Source organism: Polynucleobacter hallstattensis (genome assembly GCF_018881835.1).
In the GTDB taxonomy this organism is placed as follows: Bacteria; Pseudomonadota; Gammaproteobacteria; order Burkholderiales; family Burkholderiaceae; genus Polynucleobacter; species Polynucleobacter hallstattensis.
On the sequence record NZ_JACVPO010000001.1, the window covers coordinates 1,088,006 to 1,113,018 of the forward strand.

The 25,013-nt window shown below is 45.7% G+C and carries 25 protein-coding genes; 15 read left to right on the forward strand and 10 right to left on the reverse strand.

The window, feature by feature from the left end; translation table 11 throughout:
- Positions 1 to 46 precede the first annotated feature (46 nt).
- The 7 genes from ICN26_RS05770 (at position 47) to ICN26_RS05800 (ending at position 5,977) form a co-directional block, all read left to right on the forward strand.
- Positions 47 to 580, forward strand: a complete 534-nt coding sequence (locus ICN26_RS05770) for a DUF2878 domain-containing protein (RefSeq protein ID WP_216267495.1) — start codon at positions 47 to 49, stop codon at positions 578 to 580.
- 117 nt (positions 581 to 697) lie between these two features.
- Positions 698 to 1,786 (forward strand): recombinase RecA, encoded by a 1,089-nt coding sequence (gene recA, locus ICN26_RS05775; RefSeq protein WP_216267496.1) that lies wholly within the window; start codon positions 698 to 700, stop codon positions 1,784 to 1,786.
- A gap of 7 nt (positions 1,787 to 1,793) precedes the next feature.
- On the forward strand, positions 1,794 to 2,330 hold the full coding sequence (locus tag ICN26_RS05780) for a RecX family transcriptional regulator (protein WP_216267497.1): 537 nt from the start codon (positions 1,794 to 1,796) through the stop codon (positions 2,328 to 2,330).
- A 159-nt stretch (positions 2,331 to 2,489) separates the two neighbouring features.
- A complete protein-coding gene (gene sucC / locus ICN26_RS05785; protein WP_216267498.1) occupies positions 2,490 to 3,659 on the forward strand; it encodes an ADP-forming succinate--CoA ligase subunit beta in 1,170 nt (389 codons plus the stop codon).
- 14 nt (positions 3,660 to 3,673) lie between these two features.
- The gene (gene sucD, locus ICN26_RS05790; RefSeq protein ID WP_216267499.1) at positions 3,674 to 4,567 is read left to right on the forward strand and encodes a succinate--CoA ligase subunit alpha; all 894 of its coding nucleotides are present in this window, start codon (positions 3,674 to 3,676) and stop codon (positions 4,565 to 4,567) included.
- An 80-nt stretch (positions 4,568 to 4,647) separates the two neighbouring features.
- Positions 4,648 to 5,355 (forward strand): TerC family protein, encoded by a 708-nt coding sequence (locus tag ICN26_RS05795; protein WP_216267500.1) that lies wholly within the window; start codon positions 4,648 to 4,650, stop codon positions 5,353 to 5,355.
- A 124-nt stretch (positions 5,356 to 5,479) separates the two neighbouring features.
- The gene (locus ICN26_RS05800) at positions 5,480 to 5,977 is read left to right on the forward strand and encodes a pilin (RefSeq protein WP_304610412.1); all 498 of its coding nucleotides are present in this window, start codon (positions 5,480 to 5,482) and stop codon (positions 5,975 to 5,977) included.
- Between the two features lie 75 nt (positions 5,978 to 6,052).
- Here the strand turns inward: ICN26_RS05800 and moaC are convergent, their stop codons facing one another.
- The gene (moaC, locus tag ICN26_RS05805) at positions 6,053 to 6,526 is read right to left on the reverse strand and encodes a cyclic pyranopterin monophosphate synthase MoaC (protein WP_216267502.1); all 474 of its coding nucleotides are present in this window, start codon (positions 6,524 to 6,526) and stop codon (positions 6,053 to 6,055) included.
- Positions 6,527 to 6,597: 71 nt separating this feature from the next.
- On the opposite strand from moaC, the gene ICN26_RS05810 reads away from it, so the two are divergent.
- Positions 6,598 to 8,268, forward strand: a complete 1,671-nt coding sequence (locus ICN26_RS05810; protein ID WP_255534390.1) for a M48 family metalloprotease — start codon at positions 6,598 to 6,600, stop codon at positions 8,266 to 8,268.
- On the opposite strand, the gene ICN26_RS05815 is transcribed toward ICN26_RS05810, so the two are convergent.
- The 5 genes from ICN26_RS05815 to ICN26_RS05835 are packed head-to-tail and all read right to left on the reverse strand — an operon-like array spanning position 8,269 to position 11,593.
- Positions 8,269 to 8,883: a DUF2946 family protein gene (locus ICN26_RS05815; protein ID WP_216267504.1), complete on the reverse strand. Its 615-nt coding sequence runs from the start codon at positions 8,881 to 8,883 to the stop codon at positions 8,269 to 8,271.
- A gap of 28 nt (positions 8,884 to 8,911) precedes the next feature.
- A complete protein-coding gene (locus ICN26_RS05820) occupies positions 8,912 to 9,346 on the reverse strand; it encodes a nuclear transport factor 2 family protein (RefSeq protein ID WP_216267505.1) in 435 nt (144 codons plus the stop codon).
- Positions 9,347 to 9,380: 34 nt separating this feature from the next.
- Complete coding sequence (gene waaF, locus ICN26_RS05825) at positions 9,381 to 10,418, reverse strand: lipopolysaccharide heptosyltransferase II (RefSeq protein WP_216267506.1); 1,038 nt, start codon at positions 10,416 to 10,418, stop codon at positions 9,381 to 9,383.
- A gap of 45 nt (positions 10,419 to 10,463) precedes the next feature.
- Positions 10,464 to 10,655 (reverse strand): zinc-finger domain-containing protein, encoded by a 192-nt coding sequence (locus ICN26_RS05830; RefSeq protein ID WP_082091923.1) that lies wholly within the window; start codon positions 10,653 to 10,655, stop codon positions 10,464 to 10,466.
- Between the two features lie 14 nt (positions 10,656 to 10,669).
- Positions 10,670 to 11,593: a branched-chain amino acid transaminase gene (locus ICN26_RS05835; protein WP_216267507.1), complete on the reverse strand. Its 924-nt coding sequence runs from the start codon at positions 11,591 to 11,593 to the stop codon at positions 10,670 to 10,672.
- Positions 11,594 to 11,805: 212 nt separating this feature from the next.
- Between ICN26_RS05835 and ICN26_RS05840 the strand changes: the two genes are divergently transcribed.
- From ICN26_RS05840 to ICN26_RS05870, 7 genes are all read left to right on the forward strand, one after another.
- On the forward strand, positions 11,806 to 13,017 hold the full coding sequence (locus ICN26_RS05840) for a phosphoglycerate kinase (RefSeq protein ID WP_216267508.1): 1,212 nt from the start codon (positions 11,806 to 11,808) through the stop codon (positions 13,015 to 13,017).
- Between the two features lie 2 nt (positions 13,018 to 13,019).
- A complete protein-coding gene (pyk, locus tag ICN26_RS05845) occupies positions 13,020 to 14,456 on the forward strand; it encodes a pyruvate kinase (protein ID WP_216267509.1) in 1,437 nt (478 codons plus the stop codon).
- Positions 14,457 to 14,519: 63 nt separating this feature from the next.
- Positions 14,520 to 15,584, forward strand: a complete 1,065-nt coding sequence (fba, locus tag ICN26_RS05850) for a class II fructose-bisphosphate aldolase (protein ID WP_216267510.1) — start codon at positions 14,520 to 14,522, stop codon at positions 15,582 to 15,584.
- Positions 15,585 to 15,591: 7 nt separating this feature from the next.
- A complete protein-coding gene (locus ICN26_RS05855; protein ID WP_216267511.1) occupies positions 15,592 to 16,488 on the forward strand; it encodes a phosphoribosylaminoimidazolesuccinocarboxamide synthase in 897 nt (298 codons plus the stop codon).
- Positions 16,489 to 16,568: 80 nt separating this feature from the next.
- Complete coding sequence (purE, locus tag ICN26_RS05860) at positions 16,569 to 17,063, forward strand: 5-(carboxyamino)imidazole ribonucleotide mutase (protein ID WP_216267512.1); 495 nt, start codon at positions 16,569 to 16,571, stop codon at positions 17,061 to 17,063.
- Positions 17,064 to 17,067: 4 nt separating this feature from the next.
- A complete protein-coding gene (locus tag ICN26_RS05865) occupies positions 17,068 to 18,252 on the forward strand; it encodes a 5-(carboxyamino)imidazole ribonucleotide synthase (RefSeq protein ID WP_216267513.1) in 1,185 nt (394 codons plus the stop codon).
- A 2-nt stretch (positions 18,253 to 18,254) separates the two neighbouring features.
- Entirely contained in the window at positions 18,255 to 19,349 is a 1,095-nt protein-coding gene (locus ICN26_RS05870) for an L-threonylcarbamoyladenylate synthase (protein WP_216267514.1), read from the forward strand.
- Here ICN26_RS05870 and dacB read toward each other — a convergent pair.
- Genes dacB through ICN26_RS05890 form a run of 4 tightly spaced genes read right to left on the reverse strand, consistent with a single transcriptional unit; the run spans position 19,295 to position 24,778 of the window.
- A complete protein-coding gene (gene dacB, locus ICN26_RS05875) occupies positions 19,295 to 20,842 on the reverse strand; it encodes a D-alanyl-D-alanine carboxypeptidase/D-alanyl-D-alanine endopeptidase (protein ID WP_216267515.1) in 1,548 nt (515 codons plus the stop codon). The two genes, ICN26_RS05870 and dacB, sit on opposite strands and share 55 nt — an antisense overlap.
- A 48-nt stretch (positions 20,843 to 20,890) precedes the next feature.
- The gene (locus ICN26_RS05880; protein ID WP_216267516.1) at positions 20,891 to 23,320 is read right to left on the reverse strand and encodes a response regulator; all 2,430 of its coding nucleotides are present in this window, start codon (positions 23,318 to 23,320) and stop codon (positions 20,891 to 20,893) included.
- A 7-nt stretch (positions 23,321 to 23,327) separates the two neighbouring features.
- The gene (locus tag ICN26_RS05885; protein ID WP_046330786.1) at positions 23,328 to 23,951 is read right to left on the reverse strand and encodes a response regulator transcription factor; all 624 of its coding nucleotides are present in this window, start codon (positions 23,949 to 23,951) and stop codon (positions 23,328 to 23,330) included.
- Complete coding sequence (locus tag ICN26_RS05890; protein ID WP_216267517.1) at positions 23,951 to 24,778, reverse strand: diguanylate phosphodiesterase; 828 nt, start codon at positions 24,776 to 24,778, stop codon at positions 23,951 to 23,953. The genes ICN26_RS05885 and ICN26_RS05890 overlap by 1 nt, the downstream gene beginning before the upstream one ends.
- Between the last annotated feature and the right edge of the window lie 235 nt (positions 24,779 to 25,013).

Here is a 25,013-nt window from a genome sequence, read left to right on the forward strand (position 1 = left end):
TATTGGGGCTGACCTTTCTCTTTCTCTTTGATGGATAAAATGAAATATGGCTAAATTTTGGAATTTCATCCTATTTCAGGCGGGTTGGTTTGCTTGCATTATTGGTGCAGCCAATGAGCAGGTTTTATGGCCTGTCATTGGCACCCTTTTATATCTTGCGATACATATTTGGCGCTCGGAGCATTCAAAGCTAGAGCTAAAGCTTGTATTTAAGGCAGTTATATTTGGAGTGAGTGCGGACACACTTATAGCCAATCTAGGCTTTCTATACTTTAAAGATGCTTGGCCTAGCGCCTATTTATCCCCATTTTGGATGTGGACCCTATGGGCATTGGTAGCCAGTACTGTTAATGGATCCTTATCCTGGTTACGTGGCAGGCCATGGTTGGGGGCCATCTTAGGGGCAATAGCGGGTCCAATGTCCTATGAGGCGGGTATTCGTATGGGAGCAGGCTCTTGGAGGCCAGATGGGCAACTGGGGGGGCTCGCCCTTTTGGCAATCGTATGGGGTGTTGCTATGCCGCTATTTTTCCATTGGCATAGCCGTCATGTCAGTGCAAGCCTAATTAAAAATCAGTAAATTCTTTTTAAAAGATGCTTGCAAATAGTACTGTTTTTATATACAGTGATTTGCATGCTAACAAAAAACACAAAAAACTCGAAAAACAGCCTAACAAACAGTGAAAAGGGATTAAACATGGCCTTGGACGATAAGAGAAAATCAGCCTCATCCGAATTTGACGGTATGAGCGGAGACAAGCAAAAGGCGCTTACTGCGGCCTTAGCGCAAATTGAGAAGCAATTTGGTAAGGGCTCAATCATGAGATTGGGCGATGCAGAGATTCATCAAGATATTCAGGTAGTTTCTAGTGGCTCACTGGGCTTGGATATTGCACTGGGAGTTGGTGGTTTGGCGCGTGGACGTGTTATTGAGATTTACGGCCCAGAATCTTCAGGTAAGACTACTCTGACTTTGCATGCGATTGCAGAGATGCAAAAGATTGGTGGAACTTGCGCCTTTATTGATGCGGAGCATGCTTTAGATGTTCAGTACGCTTCACGCTTAGGTGTAGATGTTAATAATCTCTTGATCTCACAACCAGATACTGGCGAGCAAGCATTGGAAATTGCAGATGCATTAGTGCGTTCGGGCTCTATCGATTTAATCGTCATTGACTCTGTAGCGGCCTTAGTTCCAAGGGCGGAGATCGAGGGCGATATGGGTGATTCATTGCCCGGCCTCCAAGCCCGTCTGATGAGTCAAGCATTGCGTAAGTTGACTGGTGCGATCAAGCGCACTAATACAACCGTCATCTTCATCAACCAGATCCGTATGAAAATTGGCGTGATGTTTGGTTCACCTGAAACTACAACAGGTGGTAATGCACTGAAGTTCTACGCTTCTATGCGTTTAGATATTCGTCGTATCGGCAGTATCAAGAAAGGTGATGAAATTGTTGGTAATGAGACTCGCGTGAAAGTGGTTAAGAACAAAGTATCTCCACCATTCCGCGAAGCAATCTTTGACATCATGTACGGCGCTGGAATTTCTCGAGAGGGTGAAATTATTGATATGGGTGTTGAGGCTGATATCGTTGAAAAATCAGGCTCTTGGTATGCCTATAACGGTGATCGCATTGGTCAAGGAAAAGACAATGTGCGTGAGTTCTTGAAAGAGAATCCAGCCATTGCCCAAGATATTGAGGCCAAGATTCGTGCGAAATTGGGAGTAAAGACTGGCACAGCAATAGTTAGCGATGTTTTAAGCGAAGAAGAGGAAGCGTAATTCTTCGATGTCAGAGCTAGGTAGCACCGTTCAAAAAAAGAAAAAACAAAGCCCGAGTCTCAAAGCTCGGGCTTTGCGCCTTTTATCCATGCGCGAGTACAGCCGCAAGGGGCTTGCAGCAAAGCTTGAAGAGTCAGCAGCAAGGATGTTGAAGCTTAAGACTGTCGGGGAGGATTCTGAGGAGATTGCACCAACCAACTCCCTGACTTCTCAGATTGAGGCTGTCTTGGATGATTTTGAGGCTCGTGGTTGGTTATCTGATGAGCGCTTTGCAGAAGCCCTTGTTAGACGTCGTAGCGAGCGCTTTGGCACTAGAAAAATACAAGATGAGCTCACACAGGCAGGGGTGGATAGCTCAAAGACTGTAGCGCTTTTAAAGACCTTAAAAGAGACTGAATACCAGCGCGCTTACGAATTGTGGTTGCGTAAATTTGGAGCTCTACCAACAGAGCAGAAGGAGCGGGCTCGTCAATATCGTTTCCTAGCCTCCAAGGGCTTTAGCTCAGCCGTAGTCTCTAAGGTAGTGGCTGGGCGTCCAGACTAGGGCAATTACGGAGCAAATAGGCCATGTTGCCGCATTGCAGCATGATAGACTTACGGAGTCAGCTAAACCGCTACCGTTGACTCAAATAGGTGGATACGGTTAATTCGGTTTTGCTAATCCTCATCGCTTGCTTAAAAAGATACCGTTTCGGGAGTAATAATGAAAATTCACGAGTACCAAGGGAAAGAATTACTGCACCAATTTAATGTGCCTGTTCCAAACGGCATCCCTGCATTTAATGTTGATGAGGCAATTAAAGCTGCCGAAAAGCTTGGTGGTCCAGTATGGGTTGTTAAGGCACAAATTCATGCAGGTGGTCGCGGTAAAGGTGGTGGTGTGAAGTTGGCTCGCAGCATGGACGAAGTGAAAAAATACGCTTCTGAAATTTTGGGTATGCAGTTGAAAACCCATCAAACAGGCCCAGAAGGTCAAAAAGTCAATCGTCTCTTAATTGAAGACGGTGCAGACATTAAAAAAGAGTACTACTTCAGTATCGTTACTGACCGAGGCACACAGAAGAATGTCATCATGGCTTCTAGTGAAGGTGGTATGGATATTGAAGAGGTTGCAGAATCTCATCCAGAAAAAATTATTAAAGTGTTTGTTGATCCATTGATTGGTTTGACTGATGCTGACTGTCAGATTATTGCGAAAGGTATTGGTGTTCCCGATGCTTCAATTCCAATGGCAAGTGACGTGTTTAAAAACTTGTATAAAACCTATTGGGAAACTGATGCTTCATTGGTGGAAATCAATCCATTAATTCTTGAAGGCAATGGCAAGATCAAGGCGCTTGACGCTAAATTCAATTTTGATCCAAATGCTTTGTATCGTCATCCAGAAATTGTGGCTTATCGCGATATTGATGAAGAAGATGCGGCCGAGATCGAGGCTTCTAAGTTTGACTTAGCCTACATTTCACTTGATGGCAATATTGGCTGCTTAGTGAATGGTGCAGGTTTAGCAATGGCAACAATGGATACCATTAAGTTGTTTGGCGGCGAGCCAGCAAACTTCTTGGACGTTGGTGGTGGCGCAACTGCAGAGAAGGTAACAGAAGCCTTCAAGATCATGCTCAAGAACAAGAGCGTTGAGGCAATCTTGGTAAATATTTTCGGCGGCATTATGCGTTGCGACGTGATTGCTGATGGTGTGGTTACAGCGTGTAAGGCAGTGAACTTGACTGTACCTTTGGTCGTGCGTATGAAGGGTACCAATGAGGAGCTAGGCAAGAAGATTCTTGCAGACTCTGGTTTACCAATCATTAGCGCCGATTCAATGGCAGAAGCTGCTACTAAGGTAGTTGCTGCTGTTGCGAAAAATAAATAACCAAGGAAATCAATATGTCTATTTTGGTAAATAAAAATACTAAAGTAATTACTCAAGGTATTACTGGTAAGACTGGCCAATTTCATACAGAAAAGTGCCAGGAATACGCAAACGGTAAAAACTGTTTTGTTGCTGGCGTTAATCCTAAAAAAGCAGGCGAGTCTATTTTCAATATTCCAATTTATGGAACTGTAAGAGAAGCTGCTCAGCAAACTGGTGCAACTACTTCGGTTATTTATGTTCCGCCCCCTGGTGCTGCTGCTGCCATTTGGGAAGCCGTTGAAGCCGACCTTGATTTTGTGATCTGCATTACTGAGGGCATTCCAGTCAAGGACATGCTGGAAGTGCGCAACAAGATGCATGCAAAAGAAGCTGCCGGAGGTAAGAAGACTTTATTACTTGGCCCAAATTGCCCTGGCATCATTACTCCAGATGAAATCAAAATCGGCATCATGCCTGGCCATATTCATAAAAAGGGTCGTATTGGTGTAGTAAGTCGTTCAGGTACTTTGACGTATGAAGCAGTTGGTCAATTGACAGCGATCGGTTTAGGGCAGTCCACTGCAGTAGGTATTGGTGGCGACCCAATCAATGGCTTAAAGCATATTGATGTAATGCGCATGTTCAACGAAGATCCAGATACAGATGCAGTTATCATGATCGGCGAAATCGGTGGTCCAGATGAAGCTGAAGCAGCACGCTGGTGCAAGGCCAACATGAAGAAACCGATTGTTGGCTTTATCGCCGGTGTAACAGCGCCTCCTGGAAAACGTATGGGCCATGCAGGTGCATTGATTTCTGGTGGTGCGGATACGGCGGATGCAAAGCTTGCTGTGATGGAAGAATGTGGCTTTAAGGTAACAAGAAATCCATCAGAAATGGCTGCATTACTTAAAGCTATGTTGTAATCAAAGATTCATGCCGATTCGTCGGCATGAATTTTGTAGGATCTTGTAGTTAAAACTAAAAATAAAAGTACGGAGACATCATGGATTATTCAGCATTTTCAGATGCAGCCTTTTGGGCGGCATTACTTTCAATCATCGTGGCGAATATTTTGCTGTCTGGGGATAACGCAGTGGTAATCGCGCTGGCATCACGCAATCTACCACCTGCCCAGCAAAAAAAGGCAATCTTTTGGGGTAGTGCCGCAGCCATCATCTTGCGCGTTGTTCTAACGATTACTGCGGTTGCTCTATTAACGCTGCCATATTTAAAAATCATAGGTGGCTTGCTATTGCTCTATATTGGTATTCAGTTGTTATCCGATAGTGGCGGTGAAGAGCATATGGAAGCCAAGACCAGTATTTGGGCGGCCATTCGTACGATTTTGATCGCTGACTTAGTGATGAGCTTAGATAACGTTCTAGCCGTTGCAGCAGCAGCTCAAAAAGGCCCTGAAGAAACTCGACTCTTGCTCTTAATTATTGGTTTGGCAATGTCTATTCCATTGATTATTTTTGGCAGCGCTATGTTGCTAAAGGTAATGGAGCGTTTCCCAATCATTATCACTATTGGTGCAGGGCTTTTAGGTTTCTTGGCTGGCGGCATGTTGGTCGACGATCCTGCGATCAAAGATAGCATTCAGGCTGCGCTAGGTGATGCGAAACTAGGCTTTGAAGTGGTTGGTATAGCGATTGTGATTTTGGTTGGCACCTATTTCAAGAAAAAGAACGCGGCTAAAGAAGCGCATTAATTTTTCTTTCGTATTAATCAGAAAAGCCGGCCTTCAAAGCCGGCTTTTTCTTACATTTGGACATCTTGAATGTGTTGGGTATAGACTGGATGATGAGGCATTTAACCCTCAGGAGCTAATGAATATGTCTACGCAAGATCAGCAACAAGAGTCTGGATTTACCTTGATTGAGGTGATGGTGGTGGTTGCCATCATCGGTATTCTAGTGGCAGTAGCCGTTCCTCAATATCAAGATTACATTGCTCGCAGTCGCATCGTAGAGGGCATGAATCTCTCCTCAAGTGCAAAGCTTGCTGTGACAGAAGCTTTTGCCAGCAGAGGTGCTGTGCCGATGGATGATGCAACACAGGGCTCGTTTACTTTTGTGCCAACCCGCAGCGTGAAGTTAATTGAAATCACACCATCTGGAGCAATTGCCATTGACTTTCAAAATAATGTAGCACCCGATAATAAAAATACTTTGCATCTCATCCCAACAAATAACCCTGATGCTAATGCTCCAAGAACAATCGATTTATCCAAGCCAGAGGGATCGACTTGGGCGGGTGGGTGGTCTTGTCGTTCCATTGAGACAAATCTCTTGCCTCAACTATTGCCTTCAGAGTGCCGCATTACGAAGTAACGCAATGATTAGTGCTTCATGAGAAATTAAGCCACCCTAGGGCGGCTTAATTATTTGCATGATGAAGTTTGTCTATTAGGCCTTCCATTCTCCAGACTTACCGCCACTCTTCTCCAGAAGATGGACATCTCCCATCACCATTCCCCTATCAACAGCTTTGGCCATATCGTAGATTGTGAGTAGGGCCACCTGTACTGCAGTGAGGGCTTCCATTTCCACGCCAGTGGGACCAGTTGTTTCGGCTCTCACTTGGCAGGTAATAGTGCTGGTTTCATTACTTAGGACAAATTCTAGACTCACGTGCGTTAGGGCTAGCGGGTGACAAAGGGGAATCAAGTCCGATGTCTTCTTAGATGCCTGAATACCAGCTATTCGGGCGATGCCTAAAACATCTCCTTTTTTATGGGTGCCCGCCTCAATCATGCCAAAGGTTGCTGGCAGCATGGTGATCTTGCCTGTAGCAACGGCAATCCGATGGGTATTGGGCTTATCACCAACATTGACCATATGGGCTTGGCCGCTTGTATCAAAATGAGTTAGTTTGTTCATGGGATAAGTTTTACCATATAGGGATGCAAGTCATAAAGACATCAAGGGGTATATCGATTTTTAGACGAATTTTGGCTACTCAGCTCATTCTGAGTTTGGCTTGGCCAAGTGCTGGTTTCGTCTATGCGGCTGGCCCTGCGCCTTCTTCGAGCACTGGGGATGTATCGGTACAGGGTGAGTCTGCCGCCTTGCAAAATTTGGGTAGAGCGGTCCAGTCGCCTGATGCTCGCTCCTCCAATCTGCCATCACGCAATGCGCCTCTTAGCCAACCCAGTTTTGTGCTCCCGGATATGGGTGACCCTGGTGGCGATAGCTTGAGTCGCATGGATGAGAAAAAGTATGGCGAAATGATCATGCGCCAGATCCGTCCAGATCCGGATTATTCAAATGATTTACCGATCTATGACTATTTAAATGATATGGAGCGACGCTTATTGCAGGCCGCAAAACGTCTGCAATTGGGCGGTGCCAATGAGCAGGGTAGTGGTGCTTATAACTTTGAAGTGTTTGCTGTTAAAGACAGTAGCATTAACGCATTTGCATTGCCCGGTGGATTTATTGGTTTTCATACGGGATTGCTAGTTAGTGCTGAAACAGATTCGGAAGTAGCTTCTGTTATGGGTCATGAGACAGGTCACGTTTTACAGCGCCACTTGGCTCGTCAGATGGACAAACAAACCACCAACACAATGATTGCCCTCGCTGGCATATTGCTAGGTGCCTTAGCTGCCTCACGTAATCCAGGCGCAGCATCTGGTCTCATGCAGGGTGGTCAGGCAGTTGCTATTAATAATCAGCTCTCCTACTCAAGAGATGCTGAGCGCGAGGCTGATCGTATCGGCTTTCAGATTCTGGCAGCGAGTGGCTATGACGTCAATGGTGCTCCAGGCTTTTTCCAGCGGCTACAAAAGGCGACAGGAATTATGGATAGTGGAGTGCCATCTTATGTGCGTACCCATCCATTAACCACTGATCGTATTGCGGATATGCAAGATCGTGCTCGAAATATCGCCAGCAGAAATGTGCCTACGGCAGTGGAGTTTTATTTCATCAAAGCACGTGCTCGCATGGAGCAATCTGGAAGCTCTAGTCAGATGTACGATTTAAAAAATACCTTTGAAGGTTTGAGTAAACAATCAGTCCCTGGAAAGCAGATAGAAGGTTTTTATGGACTTGCACTGGTTGCTCTAAAGCAGGGTAAATTCGATCAAGCTTCAAGCTATTTGCAACAAGCACGCAACCTAGCCAATAGCGTTAGCGCGCCAGGATCACCCATACTGCGACAAAGTCTGTCTTTAGACATTACTACTTCCGAGTTAGCATTGGCTAGAGGAAAGGGTGATGAGGCTTTGCAAATCGCCCAAGCCACTTTAAAAGCTTTCCCACAATCCTATGCTGCTGGAGCAGCGATGATGAATGCGTATCTGAAACTAGGTCGTACCAATGACGCCATTGCCTGGTTAAAGGCGCGCACTAGAGTGCAGCCCAATGAGTTGGTGTGGTGGACCATGTTATCTAATGCCTATGATCAGGCAAAGAATATAGCGATGCGCCATTACGCCCTTGGAGAAAAATATGCGCTTGAGGGTGCATGGCCATCAGCGATTGAGCAACTCAAGATTGCTAGATCTTCTGGTGGCGCAGATTTCTATCAGGCTTCTAGCATTGATGCACGTCTTCGTGAAATGCAGAAGCAATATCAAGAAGAATTGAAGGAGCAGGGCAAAAATATGCCTAGCTAATTAATTTTTTGGTACTTTAGCGAAATTAAAGCGATTGGCTAATTCATTAGAGTGAATAGGTTCAATCAGCAGTTGATTACCTTTCCATTGCCAGGAGCCTCTAAAGCTACATGCATCCTCCATCACTTTTGACTGATCTGAGAATAGATCTAAATCATGATCATGTAATAGCGCGACGGATAAAGATTCTGTTTTAGTAAATGCTGCCCCATCAATTTGATCAGAGAGTGATTGTTGAAATAACCCGGTGATATAAATGTTTCCTTTTTCATCACTCAGTGCTCCCTGCGGTTTTATCTCTGTGCCGCCTTGGGTTAATAGCTGAAGACCACTTTCGATCGGAAAGATTCTAGCAATGAATGGCGTGGCATCTAGCGTAACAAAAACTCGTTGTGGCCCATTCTGGAAAAAATATCTACCCAAAGAGTCGTGCGCATAATTTCTGGAGATAAACTCATTCAAGGCTACGTGCTGAATTACGCTCCCAGCTAGTTGATTGGCTTGGGCAAATTCATCACGCATACGCCATTGACCGCGACGATCAAGAGCCAGCCAGCCAAAGCAGTGAGGGACATTTGGCCACTTGATTAGTGATCGAAGAACTTGCTCATCCATAAGACATCAATCTATATGGCATTGCTAGTTAATGCAATCCATGTGGAGTTGAGGGCGCATCAAACGTATCCTCGGTGGAGTGGCTAGCATGAAGATGTGCAATCCGCCAGCCTTGACTATCTTGCAGAAGAACTAAGGTGATATTGAGAAAGAATGCTGCTTCAATTTGATCGGGTCGGATGTGGACAGCCTCAGTGGTGTCGTAAACCGCGGCCCCTAAAACAGAGTGACTTATGCAGGCAATCGGCTCCAAAAAAAGAGCTTGCTTGGCTAAGAGGCGCTCTAGACCGTCCCGAATTTCTACATGACCGCTAAGGCGCTGGCCTTCTGGAAGGACGCAAGTAATCGAATCATCATCTAGCCAGATTGCCAAAGCCCCTTTGACATCACGATTTTTTAAGGCCTCACGCCAAGCATCCACCACGTCATCGGCATTATGAAAAAGTCTGGCTAGTTTTGACATGGCGTACTTTCTGGTGATGTATAGCGCTACAAAATTAATGGGGTGTTTGAATGGCGCCTAATACGGTGATGGGCAAAATATCTTTTAAGCATTTAAGGTGACCTAATGGGCACTCTCTTTCATGGCAGGGGCTGCAAGGTAGATTGAGCCAAAGTACTTTAGCTTTTTCGGATAGTGGTGGGGTGTGATGTGGATCACTTGAGCCAAAAATGGCGACCTGCGGAACTTTTAATGCAGCACCAATATGCATTAAGCCCGAGTCATTGCTGACCAGCGCCTTGCTCACCCCAATAAGTGCAATCGCTTCGTCTAGTGAAGTTTGGCCGCACCAGTTGTGTATTTGCAAGTCATTCTTTGCCTCGGTCCTAATGCTCTCACCTAAGTCGTGATCGCCCTTACCACCCAAAAGAATCACATGAGCATCTGGCTCATGGGCGATTAACTGCTGTGCAAGAGAGGCGAAGTGATCGGCAGGCCAGCGTTTTGTTGCGCCATACTCAGCGCCTGGGCAAAGTACATAAATTAAATTTTCGCTAATTTCTGCGGCTCTTAACTTAGCACAGATTGATTCTTTGGCTGCAGGTAGGATATTGAGCCTAGGATCTGCAGGCTTGCTGGCATCAATCACTTGTGAGTGCTCCAGCGATTTAGCAAGTGCAAGGTAATGATTCGCCATCGGTGGACGATTCACTTTGCTCGGATTATCTAGAGCAAGATTAATAAGCCCAAAGCGCATCTCACCGCGATAGCCAATTCGAAATGGAATATTAGCAAGCCAAGGAATGAGGGCAGACTTCAAGCTATTGGGTAGAACAAAGCAGGTGGTGTATTGATTTAATTCAAGTTGCTTTGCTAGTTGCTTACGTAAGCCCCATTGCAATTGTTTGTGCTCTAGTCGCGCTTCAATGACTTGATGAACTTCTGAGCAGGCACGATAAATCGGTGCAACCCAAGGGCTTGCTAAAACATCAATCTGTGACTGCGGGTAAATTGCTTTGAGATACGCCAGTAGTGGCTGGGACATCACAGCATCACCAATCCAGTTGGGGGCGATGATCAGAATACGATTCATATGAGGTATCCCGACACAGCACCCCACTTGGGGGTGCTGCTAGGCTTAGTGCCCGTGGGGCTCGGTACCGGGAGTGAGTTTGTACTCAGTGCCGCAGTAAGGACACTTAGCGTCACCCGTTTTTGCTACATCAAGAAATACACGTGGATGCGAATTCCAGCTAGGGGTTTTATTGGTTGGGCAATGCAAAGGCAAATCTTTATTGCCATCAACCATTACAACTTGAGCTTCACTCATTATCTGATTTCCAATTACTTAACGTAAGTTAGCCAAGACTTGTATTGATCGCTTCTGCCGTAGACCGCATCAAAGTAAGTTTTCTGGATTTGTTCAGTAATCGGACCGCGCTTACCTTCACCAATGGTGCGATCATCTAGCTCACGAATAGGCGTTACTTCAGCGGCAGTACCGGTAAAGAAGGCCTCATCTGCTGAGTACACTTCGTCACGAGTAATGCGCTTCTCACGTAATTCGTAGCCAAGATCTTTGGCGATTTGTATGATGGAGTTACGAGTAATGCCATCTAAACAAGAGGCCAGATCTGGGGTGTAAATAATGCCGTTGTTAACGATAAAGATATTCTCTCCAGAACCTTCAGATACGTAACCCTCCGTATCTAGTAGGAGTGCTTCATCGTAACCATTAGCCGTCACCTCTTGGTTAGCCAAAATGGAGTTAATGTAGTAACCGGAGGCTTTAGCGCGAACTAGTGAGGAGTTCACAAAATGGCGGGTAAATGAAGAGGTTTTAACTCGGATACCCTTATTAAGACCGTCTTCACCCAAATAAGCGCCCCATTCCCATGCAGCGATCGCCGTATGAATGCTATTTCCTTTTGGAGAGATACCGAGTTTTTGGGAGCCGATAAAGATAATTGGTCGGATGTAGCAAGATTCCAGCTTATTGCTGTTCACGACTTCAATAATGCCACTGGAGATCTCTTTAGGAGTCCAAGGCATATTCATCTGAAAAATCTTAGTTCCATTGAATAGGCGCTTAACGTGCTCTGGAAGGCGGAAAATGGCGGTACCTTGGGGGGTATTGTAGGCACGAATACCCTCAAATACGCCCATTCCGTAGTGAAGACTGTGGGTTAACACATGAACATTGGCCTCACGCCAGGGAACCAACTTCCCATCGGACCAAATAAAGCCATCGCGGTCGGACATCGACATTTTCTCTACCTTTTAGATATTTATATAAATTGGGTGATTCAATTCGGTAAAACAGGGTGCCAAGCAACTAGGGAGCCCCAAGGCCTGGAATACGTCTCAGCCTTTATTGTAGAGCAGGGAGCGTGGTGGGGTAGTCCAATTCCTTGGGGGTCTAAAGCCGAGACGATTTAGAATGGAGCATTCCCCTTAAACCACTCCATTTGCCTATTCTCATGCCGGATTCCCTCTTTAAAGTAAAGCGCCTTAGTGAACTAGCTGCAGCAGGTCTTCTCAAGGGAAAGCGAGTTTTGATCCGTGCCGACCTCAATGTTCCTCAGGATGAGGTGGGTAATATCACGGAAGATACCCGGATTAAAGCGTCCATGCCGGCAGTACAAATGTGTTTAGATGCTGGTGCAGCAGTGATGGTGACCTCCCACTTGGGACGTCCAACCGAAGGTGAATTCAAACCCGAAGATAGTTTGGCTCCAGTAGCTGATCGAATTGCCACTCTCTTAAATCGTAAAGTGCCCTTAATTAGCGATTGGGTGGGAGGTAATTTTGAAGTCAATCCAGGCGAGTTGGTATTGCTGGAGAACTGCCGCCTTAATGTAGGCGAGAAAAAGAACAATGATGAGTTGGCTAAGAAGATTGCCGCTTTGTGTGACGTCTATGTCAATGATGCCTTTGGTACTGCTCACCGTGCTGAAGCAACTACGAATGGTGTCGCCAAATATGCACCGATTGCTTGTGCAGGCCCATTGATGGCAGCAGAGTTAGATGCCTTGAGTCGTGCTCTAGCAAGTCCGAAGCGTCCATTGGTAGCGATTGTGGCAGGATCTAAAGTATCTTCAAAGCTCACTATTCTCAAGGCTCTAGCTGACAAAGTGGATGAATTGATTGTGGGTGGCGGTATTGCAAATACTTTTATGTTGGCTAAAGGTTTGCCAATTGGTAAGTCATTAGCCGAGCCAGATTTAGTTAATGAAGCACGAGAAATCATGGAGATTATGGAAAAGCGCGGTGCGCACGTTCCCATCCCTGAAGATGTCGTTGTTGCAAACGAACTTTCTCCATTAGCGCGAGCCAATCGAGTCGCTGCTGATCAAGTAGCTGATGACGATATGATTTTGGATATCGGCCCCAAGACTGCCGCACGTTTATCCACCATGCTGGCGCACGCTGGCACGATTGTTTGGAACGGCCCATTGGGTGTATTTGAGATTGATCAGTTTGGCGGTGGTACTAAGATGTTGGCAGCAGCGATTGCCCATTCACCCGCATTTTCGATTGCTGGTGGTGGCGATACCTTAGCGGCAATTGCGAAGTACGGTATTGAAAATCAAGTGGATTACATCTCTACTGGTGGTGGCGCTTTCTTAGAATTCTTAGAAGGTAAAACCTTGCCAGCCTTTGCAGTATTAGCCGAAAGAGCGAAAGACTAAATATGTTGAGAGCAACTAAAATCATAGCCACATTAGGACCTGCATCAGAAAAGCCTGAAGTATTGCGCGAGATGATTCGTGCTGGCGTAGATGTTGTGAGAATGAACTTTTCTCATGGCACTGTTGCTGACCATAAAGCGCGTCACGACTTGGTGCGAAGTATTTCTGCAGAAGTTGGCAAAGAGGTTGGCATCATGGCCGATCTTCAGGGCCCCAAAATTCGCGTGGGTAAATTTGTCAATAGCAAAATTCTCCTTAAAGAAGGTGCACAATTTATTCTGGATGTTGCGTGTGATCTTGGTAATCAAGAGCGCGTAGGATTGGATTACAAGGAGTTACCACAAGATGTTAGACCGGGTGATCGACTGTTATTGAATGATGGCTTAGTTGTTCTTCGAGTCGAGAGTGTAAAAGGCGGAGAAATCTTTACCTTGGTAGAGCAAGGTGGCCCACTTTCAAATAACAAAGGTATTAATCGTGCTGGAGGTGGTTTAACGGCGCCGGCACTAACAGAAAAAGATATTGCCGACTTGGATGCTGCGATTGCGATGGGCGTGGATTTTCTGGCGATCAGCTTTCCAAAAGACGGTGCAGATATGGCTTATGCTCGTAAGCTAGCAAATGCCGCTAGTGCAAAGCATGGCGTTGGTAAGGTTCGCACGATTGCTAAGGTGGAGCGCGCTGAAGCTATTGAAACTGAAGCTCTAAAGAGCATCATTGCGGAGAGTGACGGCATCATGGTTGCACGCGGCGACCTAGCAATTGAGGTTGGTAATGCAGCCGTTCCTGCTTTGCAAAAGCGCATGATCAAACTCGCACTTGAGGCTGATAAATTTACGATCACTGCAACGCAAATGATGGAGTCGATGATTAATGCTCCAGTGCCTACCCGCGCTGAGGTCAGTGACGTAGCCAATGCAGTGTTAGACGGTACGGATGCAGTGATGCTGTCTGCAGAATCTGCTGCTGGTAACTACCCGGTACAAACTATCAAGGCAATGGCTGAGATTTGTGTTGAAGCTGAGAAGTCAGACCGTGTAAAACTGGATACGGATTTCTTGGATCAAACCTTCTCACGCATTGATCAAACGATTGCCTTGGGTGCTCTGTTTACAGCGCACCACCTGAATGCCAATGCGATTGCCGCTTTGACAGACTCTGGGTCTACTGCAGTTTGGATGAGTCGCCATAATATCCATTTACCTATTTTTGCTTTGACTTCAAAGATTGCTACTCAGCGTGCTTTAAGTACTTACCGCAATGTATTTCCCATTGGACTGGATTACACCAAGCATCGTGATACCGCATTACAGGAAGTAGAAGATTGCTTGAAAAAGATGGGAGCAGTGAAGAAGGGCGACGTGGTTGTACTGACCTCTGGTGAGCCAATGGGGGAGCCAGGCGGTACGAATTCACTCAAGATTATTCAAGTGAAGTAATTCATTTTTTTAAGATTTTTATTCAAACTATTCATCACTAACATTTTTAATTAAGAAATCATTATGGCTTTAGTATCTTTACGACAACTCTTGGATCATGCTGCTGAAAACGGCTACGGTTTGCCAGCGTTTAACGTCAATAATTTAGAGCAGGTAACAGCGATCATGGAGGCTGCTCATGAGGCGGATTCTCCAGTCATCATGCAAGCTTCTGCTGGAGCACGTAAATATGCTGGCGAATCATTCTTACGACATTTGATTTCAGCTGCAGTTGAGGCTTATCCACATATTCCAGTCGTAATGCACCAAGATCATGGTCAAAGCCCAGCAGTTTGTATGGCTGCCATTAAGAGTGGCTTTACTAGTGTGATGATGGATGGCTCTTTAGAAGCTGATGGCAAGACTGTTGCTAGCTATGAATACAACATTGATGTATCTAGAGAGGTGGTGAAGTTCTCCCACTCAATTGGAGTTACCGTTGAAGCTGAGTTAGGTGTTCTCGGCTCGCTGGAAACTATGCAGGGCGATAAAGAAGATGGTCATGGCGCCGATGGCAAGATGACGCGTGAGCAGTTGTTGACAGATGTTGAGCAAGCAGCTGACTTTGTAAAGGCTACCCAGTGCGATGCCTTGGCAATTGCTATTGGTACAAGTCATGGCGCCTATAAATTTACTAAGAAGCCGACAGGCGACATCTTGGCAATCGAGCGCATTAAAGAAATTCATACCCGTATTCCAAATACGCATTTAGTAATGCATGGTTCATCCAGTGTTCCACAAGAGCTGCTCGCTGAGATTCGTGAGTTTGGTGGCGATATGAAAGAAACTTATGGCGTGCCTGTTGAAGAGATTCAAGAGGGTATTAAGAATGGTGTACGTAAGATCAATATTGATACTGATATTCGGTTGGCGATGACCGGTGCGATTCGCCGTTATTTGTTTGAGAATCCAAGCAAGTTTGATCCACGTGATTACCTTAAGCCTGCACGTGAAGCTGCTAAGAAGGTTTGTATTGCGCGCTTTAATGCTTTTGGCTGTGCAGGTCAGGCATCCAAAATTAAACCAATTCCTCTAGAGAAAATGGCTGAGCTGTATAAGAGTGGCAAATTAGCCCAGATCGTGAAGTGAGATAGATATGCCCGCTTTGTATGCCACCTCTATTAAGTCATTGCCTTTACTCTCCAAAGGAAAGGTACGTGATGTATACGCATTGGGTGATGACAAGCTGCTCATGGTCACCACAGATCGCCTGTCTGCCTTTGACGTAGTGATGGGTCAGCCGATTCCTGAGAAGGGAATTGTGCTCAATCAAATGGCTAATTTTTGGTTTGAGAAGTTGGCTAAGGTGATTCCGAATCACTTAACGGGTATTGATCCTGAAAGTGTAGTACCTGCCAATGAGCTTGATCAGGTTAAAGGCCGTGCGGTAGTGGCTAAACGCCTCAAGCCAATCTTGGTCGAAGCAGTAGTGCGAGGTTACCTGGCTGGTAGTGGTTGGAAAGATTACAAAGAAACTGGCAAGGTCTGCGGCATTACCTTACCAGCAGGCCTTGAGAATGCGCAGAAGTTACCGGAGCCTATTTTTACTCCAGCTGCAAAAGCAGAAATGGGTGAGCATGATGAAAATATCTCTTTTGACAAAGTGATCGAGATGATTGGCGAGAAGTTGGCCAATCAAATTCGTGAGGTCAGTATTCGTTTATACAAAGAAGCTTCTGAATTTGCCGCGACTCGCGGAATCATCATTGCTGATACCAAGTTTGAATTTGGCTTGGATGATGCTGGTCAGGTGGTATTGATGGATGAAATCCTCACTGCCGACTCTTCCCGTTTTTGGCCTGCTGAAACCTACTATGTGGGGGCAAACCCACCTTCCTATGACAAGCAATTTGTGCGGGATTGGCTCGAAACAGCGATGGTCGATGGCAAGCTTTGGCCAAAAACAGCCCCAGCACCTGCTTTGCCGGCAGAGGTGATTGATAAAACAGCCGAAAAGTACCGTGAAGCCCTCGCTCGCTTAACTAAGGTCTAATTTCTATAGAGCCCTAAAAGGCTGGGATAATAAGGACTTAGATAGATTAACGATGTAGATCAGGGCATTTGGAGAAGGAAATGAGCAAAAAGCCAGTAGTCGGAATAGTAATGGGATCCAATTCAGATTGGGACACCATGCAGCATGCTGCTCAAATGCTTGATCAATTTGGCATTGCTCATGAGGCTAAAGTAGTTTCTGCCCATCGCATGCCAGACGATATGTTTACCTATGCAGAAAATGCCTCCAAAAATGGCCTCAAGGCGATTATTGCTGGTGCTGGTGGCGCTGCGCATTTGCCGGGCATGTTGGCATCAAAAACCATTATTCCGATTTATGGCGTTCCAGTCGCTAGCAAATACTTACGAGGTGAAGACTCTCTCTATTCCATCGTGCAAATGCCTAAAGGTATTCCGGTAGCGACATTTGCAATTGGTGAGGCCGGGGCTGCAAATGCAGCTTTGCATGTCATTGCCAATTTAGCAGTCAATGATCCTGCTTTAGCAAAACAGCTTGAAGAGTTTCGTTCAAAGCAGTCCGATACTGCACGCTCCATGAATTTGCCGGGATATTAATCAGATGGTAGATCGTTTGGAGCCCATCTTGCCGGGCTCGTACTTAGGAATTTTAGGTGGCGGTCAATTGGGGCGGATGTTTACGCAAGCCGCTCAAGCAATGGGCTACAAAGTCTGCGTTTTGGATCCTGGATCCGATAGTCCGGCCGGCTCCATCGCAGAAAAATTTATTCAAGCTGATTACACAAACTCTGCCGCCCTAAAAGAAATGGCAGCATTATGCAAATCCGTTAGTACCGAATTTGAGAATGTTCCTGCACAAGCTTTAGATGAACTTGAATCTTTAGGCGTCTTTGTAGCACCTCGCAGTAGTTGCGTATCTTTAGCTCAAAACCGCGTTGCTGAGAAAAAGTTCTTGGCTACCTGGAAAGCAGAGACCAATATTGGTCCTGTTCCTTACTTTGTGCTTGAGCACGATGCGGACATTGAGCATGTGCCAGCGGATCTATTTCCCAGTATTCTGAAAACTGCTCGCATGGGTTATGACGGCAAAGGTCAAATCACCGTTTATGACTCTGCCAATCTAGTCGCAGCTTGGGCTGAATTGGGTAAAGTGCCTTGTGTTCTTGAAAAGCGCATGGATTTGGATTTTGAGGTGTCTGCTTTGGTGGTACGCGGGTACGACGATGCGGTAGTGGCTTACCCCGTATCTCAGAACATTCATCGTGACGGTATCTTGCATACCTCAACCGTACCAGCCCCATCACTGAAGCCTGCTCAAGAGAAAAAAATTATTGAAGCCGCTAAAGCGCTGATTCGTAAGATTGATTATGTAGGTGTCTTGTGTGTGGAGTTCTTTGTGCTGAAGAGTGGCGACATTGTTGCTAATGAAATCGCTCCACGCCCACATAACTCAGGCCACTACACTATGGATGCCTGTGTTAGTAGCCAGTTTGAACAGCAGGTTAGAAGTATGGCCCGCTTACCTTTAGGCGACACCCGCTTGCTAGCGCCAGTCTCTATGCTCAATCTCTTGGGAGATCTTTGGTACGAAGGCAGCGAAGATAAGGCAAGAGAGCCTGCTTGGGACAAGGTGCTTACTCATCCGGATGCCAAGTTACATCTATATGGCAAATCTGATCCACGCATGGGTCGTAAGATGGGTCATATCAATTGTTTAGGCGAGTCACTCAATCAAGCTCGTCAAAATTGTGCAGCTGTTGCCCTTGAATTAGGGATCGAGACCTAATAATGTCCAGTGACAGTAGCTCATTGCATTCCTCTGCAGTGATTAATGAAGCGGTACAAGCTTTGCGAGATGGTGGCTTAGTTGCCTTTCCGACTGAGACGGTTTATGGCTTGGGGGCGGATGCAAAGAATCCTGATGCAATCAAAAAAATTTTTACTGCTAAGGGCAGACCATCCAATCACCCATTAATTGTTCACCTTGCAGCGCCTGATAAGTTCGATCGGGCTCAAATAGATTGGGTGCCAGTGCTAGCGCCGTGGGTAAGAGATTTGTCAGAAGATGCATTAAAACTCATCAACACTTTTTGGCCAGGTCCACTGACCTTAGTCTTTAAAAAAGATAAAAGCGTTTTGAATGAACTGACTGGTGGTCAAGATACGGTAGCCATTCGAGCGCCAGCCCATCCAATTTCGCAAGCCTTATTGCGTCAGTTTCAAGGTGGAATAGTAGCGCCTTCAGCTAATCGATTTGGAAAGGTATCGCCAACGAGTGCGGCTGATGTCCGTGACGAGTTTGATGACGTATTAGATTTGATGATTTTAGATGGTGGCGATTGTGAGGTCGGTATTGAGTCGACCATCATCGATTTATCATCTAGTGATCGCGCAGTTTTGCTGCGACCTGGCCTGATTACTCCAAGTGAAATTTCGACCAAGACCGGCATCAAAGTCTATTTACCTGGTGAGGATGCTGTCAGTAAGCGGGATGCTGCTTTACCAAGAGTATCTGGAAGTCTACGTGCGCATTACGCCCCAACGACGCCATTAAGAATGTATGCCTCAGGACGCATCTTAGATGCGCTGAGTGAGTTTCCGGATATAAAGTCGCAAGTAGCAGTTGCAGTGTGGGATTCAGACTCCTCATTGGGTGAGGATGGTCATCCATCCGTTCATTTTGAGGAAGTGATTGTTCCTAGTGATAGTACTGTGTTCACAAGTCGCCTATATCGGACCTTACGGGACTTAGATCAACAGGGTTGGGATCTGATTCTGTTTCCGGAGCCGCCACCAGGCGAGGAGTGGGATGGGGTTCGGGACCGACTTCAGCGCGCCTGTTTTGGATCTGGGCCATCATTTAGTAACCACGCCAATAGTTGATCATGGGCGTCTAAGCCTCTCAAGGCATTAGGGTGGTTTATGAAAGAGGTCACCGCATACATCCTTCCAGACTTACTCATCACATAGCCTGATATTGCTCTGACGTCTACAAGTGCCCCTGTTTTGATACGAGCCTCAGGCTTTTTCTTGAGATGTAGAAATTTTCGTAAATGTGCCATGAGGCGATTTTTCATTGTGCCATCTGTCCCTGCAATCGGAAGGCTGTTATAAAACGTATCTGCAACGGATAAGTTACGAGCTGCAACTAATAATTGCGTCATATGTTCAGCTGAGATTGCTTCATTACGAGATAGGCCAGAGCCATTTTCAATAACGAGCTCTGGGAACTGAAGTCCTAATCCCTTTAGCCAACTCTGAATCACAAGCTCGCCATTCTCAGTAGTCGCTGGTTTACCCATTTTCTCTAAAGCCAAGGTCAGCATAAGTTGTCTAGCCATGACGTTGTTAGAATATTTATTAATATCTTGTACGTTGTCAGCCAAAGTGAGGCCTTCAAATTGCAGTAGTAGTCTTGCCCCTAGAGGAACAGTACTTGGCTTGCCAGTAGGTGCTTGTTTCCAAGTTCCGCCAGCCAATTCCCAGGCTGCAGCAAATCCTTGAGTAAGAAATGTGTTGGCATCTAAAGCAACGACGTTGTAATTCACTCCCTTACACGTATTTGGAAAGCTTCCAGAAAACTGTGCAGTCAGAAGCTGGTTGGTAGTTGCTTCATCACCTTCGGGATCTAGGTTAAAGCGAATATTATTTTTCCAACTATCGCAAGATTGCGCAACTAATTGCATTTGGTTAACCACCTTGAGTTGGGATAGTGGTGGCGTGTAGCTAATATCAATGAAGTCCGCAGTGCGAGATTTACCCAGCTGAAATGAAAGCGTTCTAAAAGCGTACAGCAGGGGATCGGGCGGTACGTTATAGGCACGCAGCGATTCGCCATCAATAGTGTTGTGTTCCATAACGCTAGGGGCATAGGCACTTCTATCAAAGAATAGGTTGCCATCGATTTTTTGTATGCCTAGATTTTGTAGGGCCTTCATCATTTTGACGAATTCTTCAGGAATCAGTTTTGGATCTCCGGTGCCTTGCAAATAGATATTGCCTTTGAGGGTACCCTGACGAATAATTCCATCGGTATATAGATTGGTGCGCCAACGATATTGTGGCCCCAACATATCTAAGCCAGAGAGGGTGGTGACGAGCTTCATAGTGGAGGCAGGATTCATCGCTTGCTTTGAGCGCCAGTCCAATTTTGTTTTTGCTGTTATGTTCCCTGGCTGCCCTGAATTCATTTCCACTACTGAAATGCTGATCGCCCCTTTGGGGATCTGACTCTTCTCAAGGCTAGCGGCTACGGCCTTAGGAATAAGCTGAGGGACAGTTTCCTGAGAAACTAGATCGGCAGAAGATATCTGTGGGCTAAATAATAGGCTAGCCAACACGGCAGCAGTAATGAATGAAGAGTTTCGGGTATGCATGCCCAATAGGATAAACCTAGGTGCGCAAGATCCTAAGATTTCCCAAAATTACCGCCGATATTTTTTCTTGTAGGTCTCGATAGTTTGATTTTGTTCTTTTAGAAGGGCGATGAATTGCTTAATGCGCTCTATAAGTGGACCATTCGCTTGAAGTGATTCGCATGCATGAGTGAATTCAGTAGCCTGCAGCAGTTGTGCCCCACCTTTGACTTTATGAACCAGACTTTGAAAATAGACTTCATCAATTAGGATTTGATTGCCATCTGATTGCAATTGATGCAGAGTGTCTAGGTGAACCTTCTCAATTTCCTCCAGGATCACTATAATCTGGTGGGAATCATTTTTGATGAGATTAGAGAAGGCATCAAACGAATAGACCTCACTAGTGGGGCCCGACTCTCGGCTGGAGTCAAAATAACGTAAAAGTTCATTTTCAAGAGCGCCCAAACTTAAAGGCTTGATGAGTACGCCATTCATGCCAGATGATAAAAATTGATGGCGAGAGTCTAGAGCATAAATATCTGCAGTGACACCAATAATGATTAAGTCACGATTACCGAGAGATCGGATTTGTTTAGCTAATTCAGAGCCTTGCATTCCTGGCATCGATTGATCTGTTAGCATCAGATCAAATTGATACTCCTTCATTAACTGTAATGCCGTAGTTGCATTCTCACAAACGCAAGTACTGATACCAAGCGCTTCTAATTGCAGGGATAAAATTTGCCGACTAGCTGGGTGGTCTTCAACTACTAAAGCATGAATGTGAGAATTTTTTCGACCCGATCTTTTTAAAATTAAGTTCTTAGATGATGGTACGAGCGAATTAAAGCCCGGAGCCTGTGCTGCAGCAACACTCGTTCTAGGAAGTGCCACTGAAAAGTGGACATTGCTTCCAAAGCCTGGGGCGCTCTCAAAATAAAGGTGGCTGTTCATGGAATTCACCAAATGATTGGTGATGGTAAGACCAAGGCCGGTCCCCCTCTTTTGCTCTGATAGATAAGACTCTTGCGCAGCTGGTAATTGCTCAAAAGCTTGCAGAGCCAATTTAATTTGATCACTTCCCATTCCTACTCCAGTATCAATCACCCTGAACTCGAGTAATTGACCAGCATGATCATCAGCTAGAACGCTGGTAGAAAAGTACACCTCACCTTCAGCGGTGAACTTAATCGCATTGCTCAGTAAATTCTGTAGAACTTGTCTCAGACGTAAGGAATCAATCATGAGTACTTCAGCGATTCTGGGATCAATCGAAGTGTGGAGTAGCAGATTCTGTTTCTTAGCTACTGTAGAAAATGCCGCATGAATATCCATAATCAATTGATGTGGATTGCAAGGCTCTAGGTTGAGGGTGAGTTTGCCAGCCTCAATCTTAGAAATATCTAACACTTGATTGAGCATACCCAAAAGAGACTCGGCAGAAGCTTGAGCACTTTTTAGTAGAGGCTTATCTTTCTTAGGAAATTGCGCGCTACCAAGCAGTAGTTCTTGAACGCCCAAAATAGCATTCATCGGTGTGCGAATTTCATGGCTCATAGTTGCTAGAAAGGCTGACTTTGCAGCATTCGCTTTTTCAGCCAGCTCTTTTGAGTGAAGTAACTCATGAGCGGTTTTCTTTTGGTCAAAATATTTTCTTTGGAGTTGATAAAACATCGCTCCACCAATCATGAGAATAAGTGTGGCGCTCAGCCAAGGAAGTAGGTTTGAACCTCGCTTGTACTCATCGTCTAATACAAAAAGCTGACGTGATGCAATAGGGTCTAAGTCATTTAAAAAGTGGCTCAGTACGTCGTGAAGTGGGGCGTGCTGGTCTGAGATGAGCCAGCGATAGGCAAAAGGATCGCGACTATATAAACCATCAATTTTTAGATCTGAATTTTGGTTTTCACGTAATAGTTGACGTGCCAAGCGAATGGGCATGACTAGTGCCTCGATGTCACTTTTAATGAGAGATTGAATTAAGCTGGCGGGCGACTGCGCCTCTTTAATGTCGCTGAAACTATTAATACTGGCAGGCGCATTTTCAAGACCTCGATCAAAGTAGCCAATCTTCACAGAGCTTGAGTCCAGCTTACTTGAGGACTTAGTGACAATAGCATCATGACCCCAAAAGATGGCTTCAGATAGAGATCCAAATTGCAATACGTGGTCATCAATGTTTGGTGGATCAATGATGAAATCTACCTCGCCTTTACTGAGCTGCCTTAAGCCTTCAGAGTCTGATTTTCTCCATACCGGAACATATTGCTGTCGTGTGCACTCTTCAATTTTGGATAGCAGCGCCATAAAGGGTGCCGTACCCTGCTGATGACTAGATGGGCTGAGATAGGAGGCATATTTTTCGTGAATACTGAAGCGCACAACTGGATGGGCATCGATCCATGATTGCTCAGCAACGCTAAAGGGTCCGGCATCCGCTAGACCTGCATAGACACAGCAGAGAATGAATACTTTTTTCAATATGAACCGATGCATACAGTTTTTAGCTTTCGATGATGTTGTTCATGCGGCAGAACAAGATCAAGTCAGCAATATTATTAATACCTAGTTTGTCAAAGACTCTGGTCTTGTAGGTTGCAACTGTCTTATTACTAATGTGCAGTAGGTCTGATATCTGCTGGTTGGTATTGCCTTTGCCTAGATACTTCATGACTTGAAGCTCACGATCCGATATCAATGCCAATTTGTCGTTATCGCTCAAGGAAGTGTTGCCGTTCTTGCCATGTGTAAAGAAGGTATAGCCTTGGGAGATAGCAACGCATGCAGCCAAAATGACATCAGCCCCAGCAGTCTTATTCACAAAACCATGCGCACCTAAGGACCGCACTCTGCCGCCATAGACTGCTTCATCTAGGCTAGATAGCACCAGAATACGAACTTCTGGATGCATCAAGCCAATCCGACGGATCACATCAAAACCATCCGTCTTGGGCATATCCAAATCTAAGATGACCATATTAGGATTGACTTCTTTAATTGAGCGTAGGCACTCTTCACCATGCTGCGCCTGTCCTGCAATCTCAAAAAGCAATTGATCTTGCAACATACTTTTTAATGCCATCAGCATAGCTGGATGGTCATCTACCAACATCACGCGTTTTCTCATTACTTGTCTCCGTTTTGGGTTTTATGAGGGTGCAGCGAAAAAATGGCCTTGGCGATACGGCTATCGCTCATGTGTAGCATTTGATGTCGGCTTACTGGTGGCATCATGAGTCCGCCATAGCTATGGTGCGCCCCCATTGCCATGACATTTTCTAAATCTTTCACCAGGGTGATGTTGCTGGCATAGATTTGGGTCTGGAATTTCTGGCCAAGGGAAATCATTTCGCTTGGTAAGCCATCAGCTCGAAATTGCCCCATCTCAATATGAATGCCCTCGGGCTCGATCTTCTCTACCCAGCGGATTTGCGCACTCGCCCCAGAAAAATCAAGAAGATGGATCAGAACGCCGAGACGACGCATTCGCAATAAGCCCTCCATGCAGGATTCCATAGAGTCAGCATCCTTGAGTTTGTGCATGCCCAAACTTACTAGGCCAACTGGAAGTCGTGAGTTCAGAATGAGGTCACTTAAAGCATCTATAAAACTGCTTGATGTCAGATGTTGCGCTGGTATCGGTAAGATGCCTGGAATGAAGCGACCGCTACGGTACCAATACGTAATGGTATCTAAGCCCTCCATGAACAATCTGAGGAGCTGCGTGTCGGTAGCGGTCAGTAATGGTCTAAATAAAGAGCTCGTCAGCTTAGTTCCTTGGCTATTAAAGATGGGTTCGTTACTAATCGCTTGTCGCTGGGACCAGGATTGGTGTTCTTCTAGCGCTTCGCCACTGAGACCAAGCCAAGGCTGGCCGCAAGCATCGCGCACTTCTTGGAAGGGTTTGTTCTTCCAAGCCTTTACAAGCGTGTACAGCCGGGATTTCGGGCTCATCAGCATTCTCCAATCATTGAACAGTCAGTCTAGGCAGGACAGATTGGAGGAGTAAGGGCTTAAAGCTTATTTATGTGTAGGAATCCACCTACTTACCTGCCTCTATTATAGAAAGAGCAGGAGACTCATTTGAAATTTAAGGTGAATTTGCCCTTGAAATCCCTGGAATCAGACCTATATAATCAGCACTCCCTACACGCGAGTGCTAAAACAGGCTTATTCAGCTAAAAAGCTT

What these genes read in the sequence shown, in the direction of transcription:
- ICN26_RS05770 (WP_216267495.1), top strand. Translation starts at nt 47, where the DNA reads ATGGCTAAATTTTGGAATTTCATCCTATTTCAGGCGGGTTGGTTTGCT.
- recA (WP_216267496.1), top strand. Translation starts at nt 698, where the DNA reads ATGGCCTTGGACGATAAGAGAAAATCAGCCTCATCCGAATTTGACGGT.
- ICN26_RS05780 (WP_216267497.1), top strand. Translation starts at nt 1,794, where the DNA reads ATGTCAGAGCTAGGTAGCACCGTTCAAAAAAAGAAAAAACAAAGCCCG.
- sucC (WP_216267498.1), top strand. Translation starts at nt 2,490, where the DNA reads ATGAAAATTCACGAGTACCAAGGGAAAGAATTACTGCACCAATTTAAT.
- sucD (WP_216267499.1), top strand. Translation starts at nt 3,674, where the DNA reads ATGTCTATTTTGGTAAATAAAAATACTAAAGTAATTACTCAAGGTATT.
- ICN26_RS05795 (WP_216267500.1), top strand. Translation starts at nt 4,648, where the DNA reads ATGGATTATTCAGCATTTTCAGATGCAGCCTTTTGGGCGGCATTACTT.
- ICN26_RS05800 (WP_304610412.1), top strand. Translation starts at nt 5,480, where the DNA reads ATGTCTACGCAAGATCAGCAACAAGAGTCTGGATTTACCTTGATTGAG.
- moaC (WP_216267502.1), bottom strand. Translation starts at nt 6,526, where the DNA reads ATGAACAAACTAACTCATTTTGATACAAGCGGCCAAGCCCATATGGTC.
- ICN26_RS05815 (WP_216267504.1), bottom strand. Translation starts at nt 8,883, where the DNA reads ATGGATGAGCAAGTTCTTCGATCACTAATCAAGTGGCCAAATGTCCCT.
- ICN26_RS05820 (WP_216267505.1), bottom strand. Translation starts at nt 9,346, where the DNA reads ATGTCAAAACTAGCCAGACTTTTTCATAATGCCGATGACGTGGTGGAT.
- waaF (WP_216267506.1), bottom strand. Translation starts at nt 10,418, where the DNA reads ATGAATCGTATTCTGATCATCGCCCCCAACTGGATTGGTGATGCTGTG.
- ICN26_RS05830 (WP_082091923.1), bottom strand. Translation starts at nt 10,655, where the DNA reads ATGAGTGAAGCTCAAGTTGTAATGGTTGATGGCAATAAAGATTTGCCT.
- ICN26_RS05835 (WP_216267507.1), bottom strand. Translation starts at nt 11,593, where the DNA reads ATGTCGATGTCCGACCGCGATGGCTTTATTTGGTCCGATGGGAAGTTG.
- ICN26_RS05840 (WP_216267508.1), top strand. Translation starts at nt 11,806, where the DNA reads ATGCCGGATTCCCTCTTTAAAGTAAAGCGCCTTAGTGAACTAGCTGCA.
- pyk (WP_216267509.1), top strand. Translation starts at nt 13,020, where the DNA reads ATGTTGAGAGCAACTAAAATCATAGCCACATTAGGACCTGCATCAGAA.
- fba (WP_216267510.1), top strand. Translation starts at nt 14,520, where the DNA reads ATGGCTTTAGTATCTTTACGACAACTCTTGGATCATGCTGCTGAAAAC.
- ICN26_RS05855 (WP_216267511.1), top strand. Translation starts at nt 15,592, where the DNA reads ATGCCCGCTTTGTATGCCACCTCTATTAAGTCATTGCCTTTACTCTCC.
- purE (WP_216267512.1), top strand. Translation starts at nt 16,569, where the DNA reads ATGAGCAAAAAGCCAGTAGTCGGAATAGTAATGGGATCCAATTCAGAT.
- ICN26_RS05865 (WP_216267513.1), top strand. Translation starts at nt 17,068, where the DNA reads ATGGTAGATCGTTTGGAGCCCATCTTGCCGGGCTCGTACTTAGGAATT.
- ICN26_RS05870 (WP_216267514.1), top strand. Translation starts at nt 18,255, where the DNA reads ATGTCCAGTGACAGTAGCTCATTGCATTCCTCTGCAGTGATTAATGAA.
- dacB (WP_216267515.1), bottom strand. Translation starts at nt 20,842, where the DNA reads ATGCATACCCGAAACTCTTCATTCATTACTGCTGCCGTGTTGGCTAGC.
- ICN26_RS05880 (WP_216267516.1), bottom strand. Translation starts at nt 23,320, where the DNA reads ATGCATCGGTTCATATTGAAAAAAGTATTCATTCTCTGCTGTGTCTAT.
- ICN26_RS05885 (WP_046330786.1), bottom strand. Translation starts at nt 23,951, where the DNA reads ATGAGAAAACGCGTGATGTTGGTAGATGACCATCCAGCTATGCTGATG.
- ICN26_RS05890 (WP_216267517.1), bottom strand. Translation starts at nt 24,778, where the DNA reads ATGAGCCCGAAATCCCGGCTGTACACGCTTGTAAAGGCTTGGAAGAAC.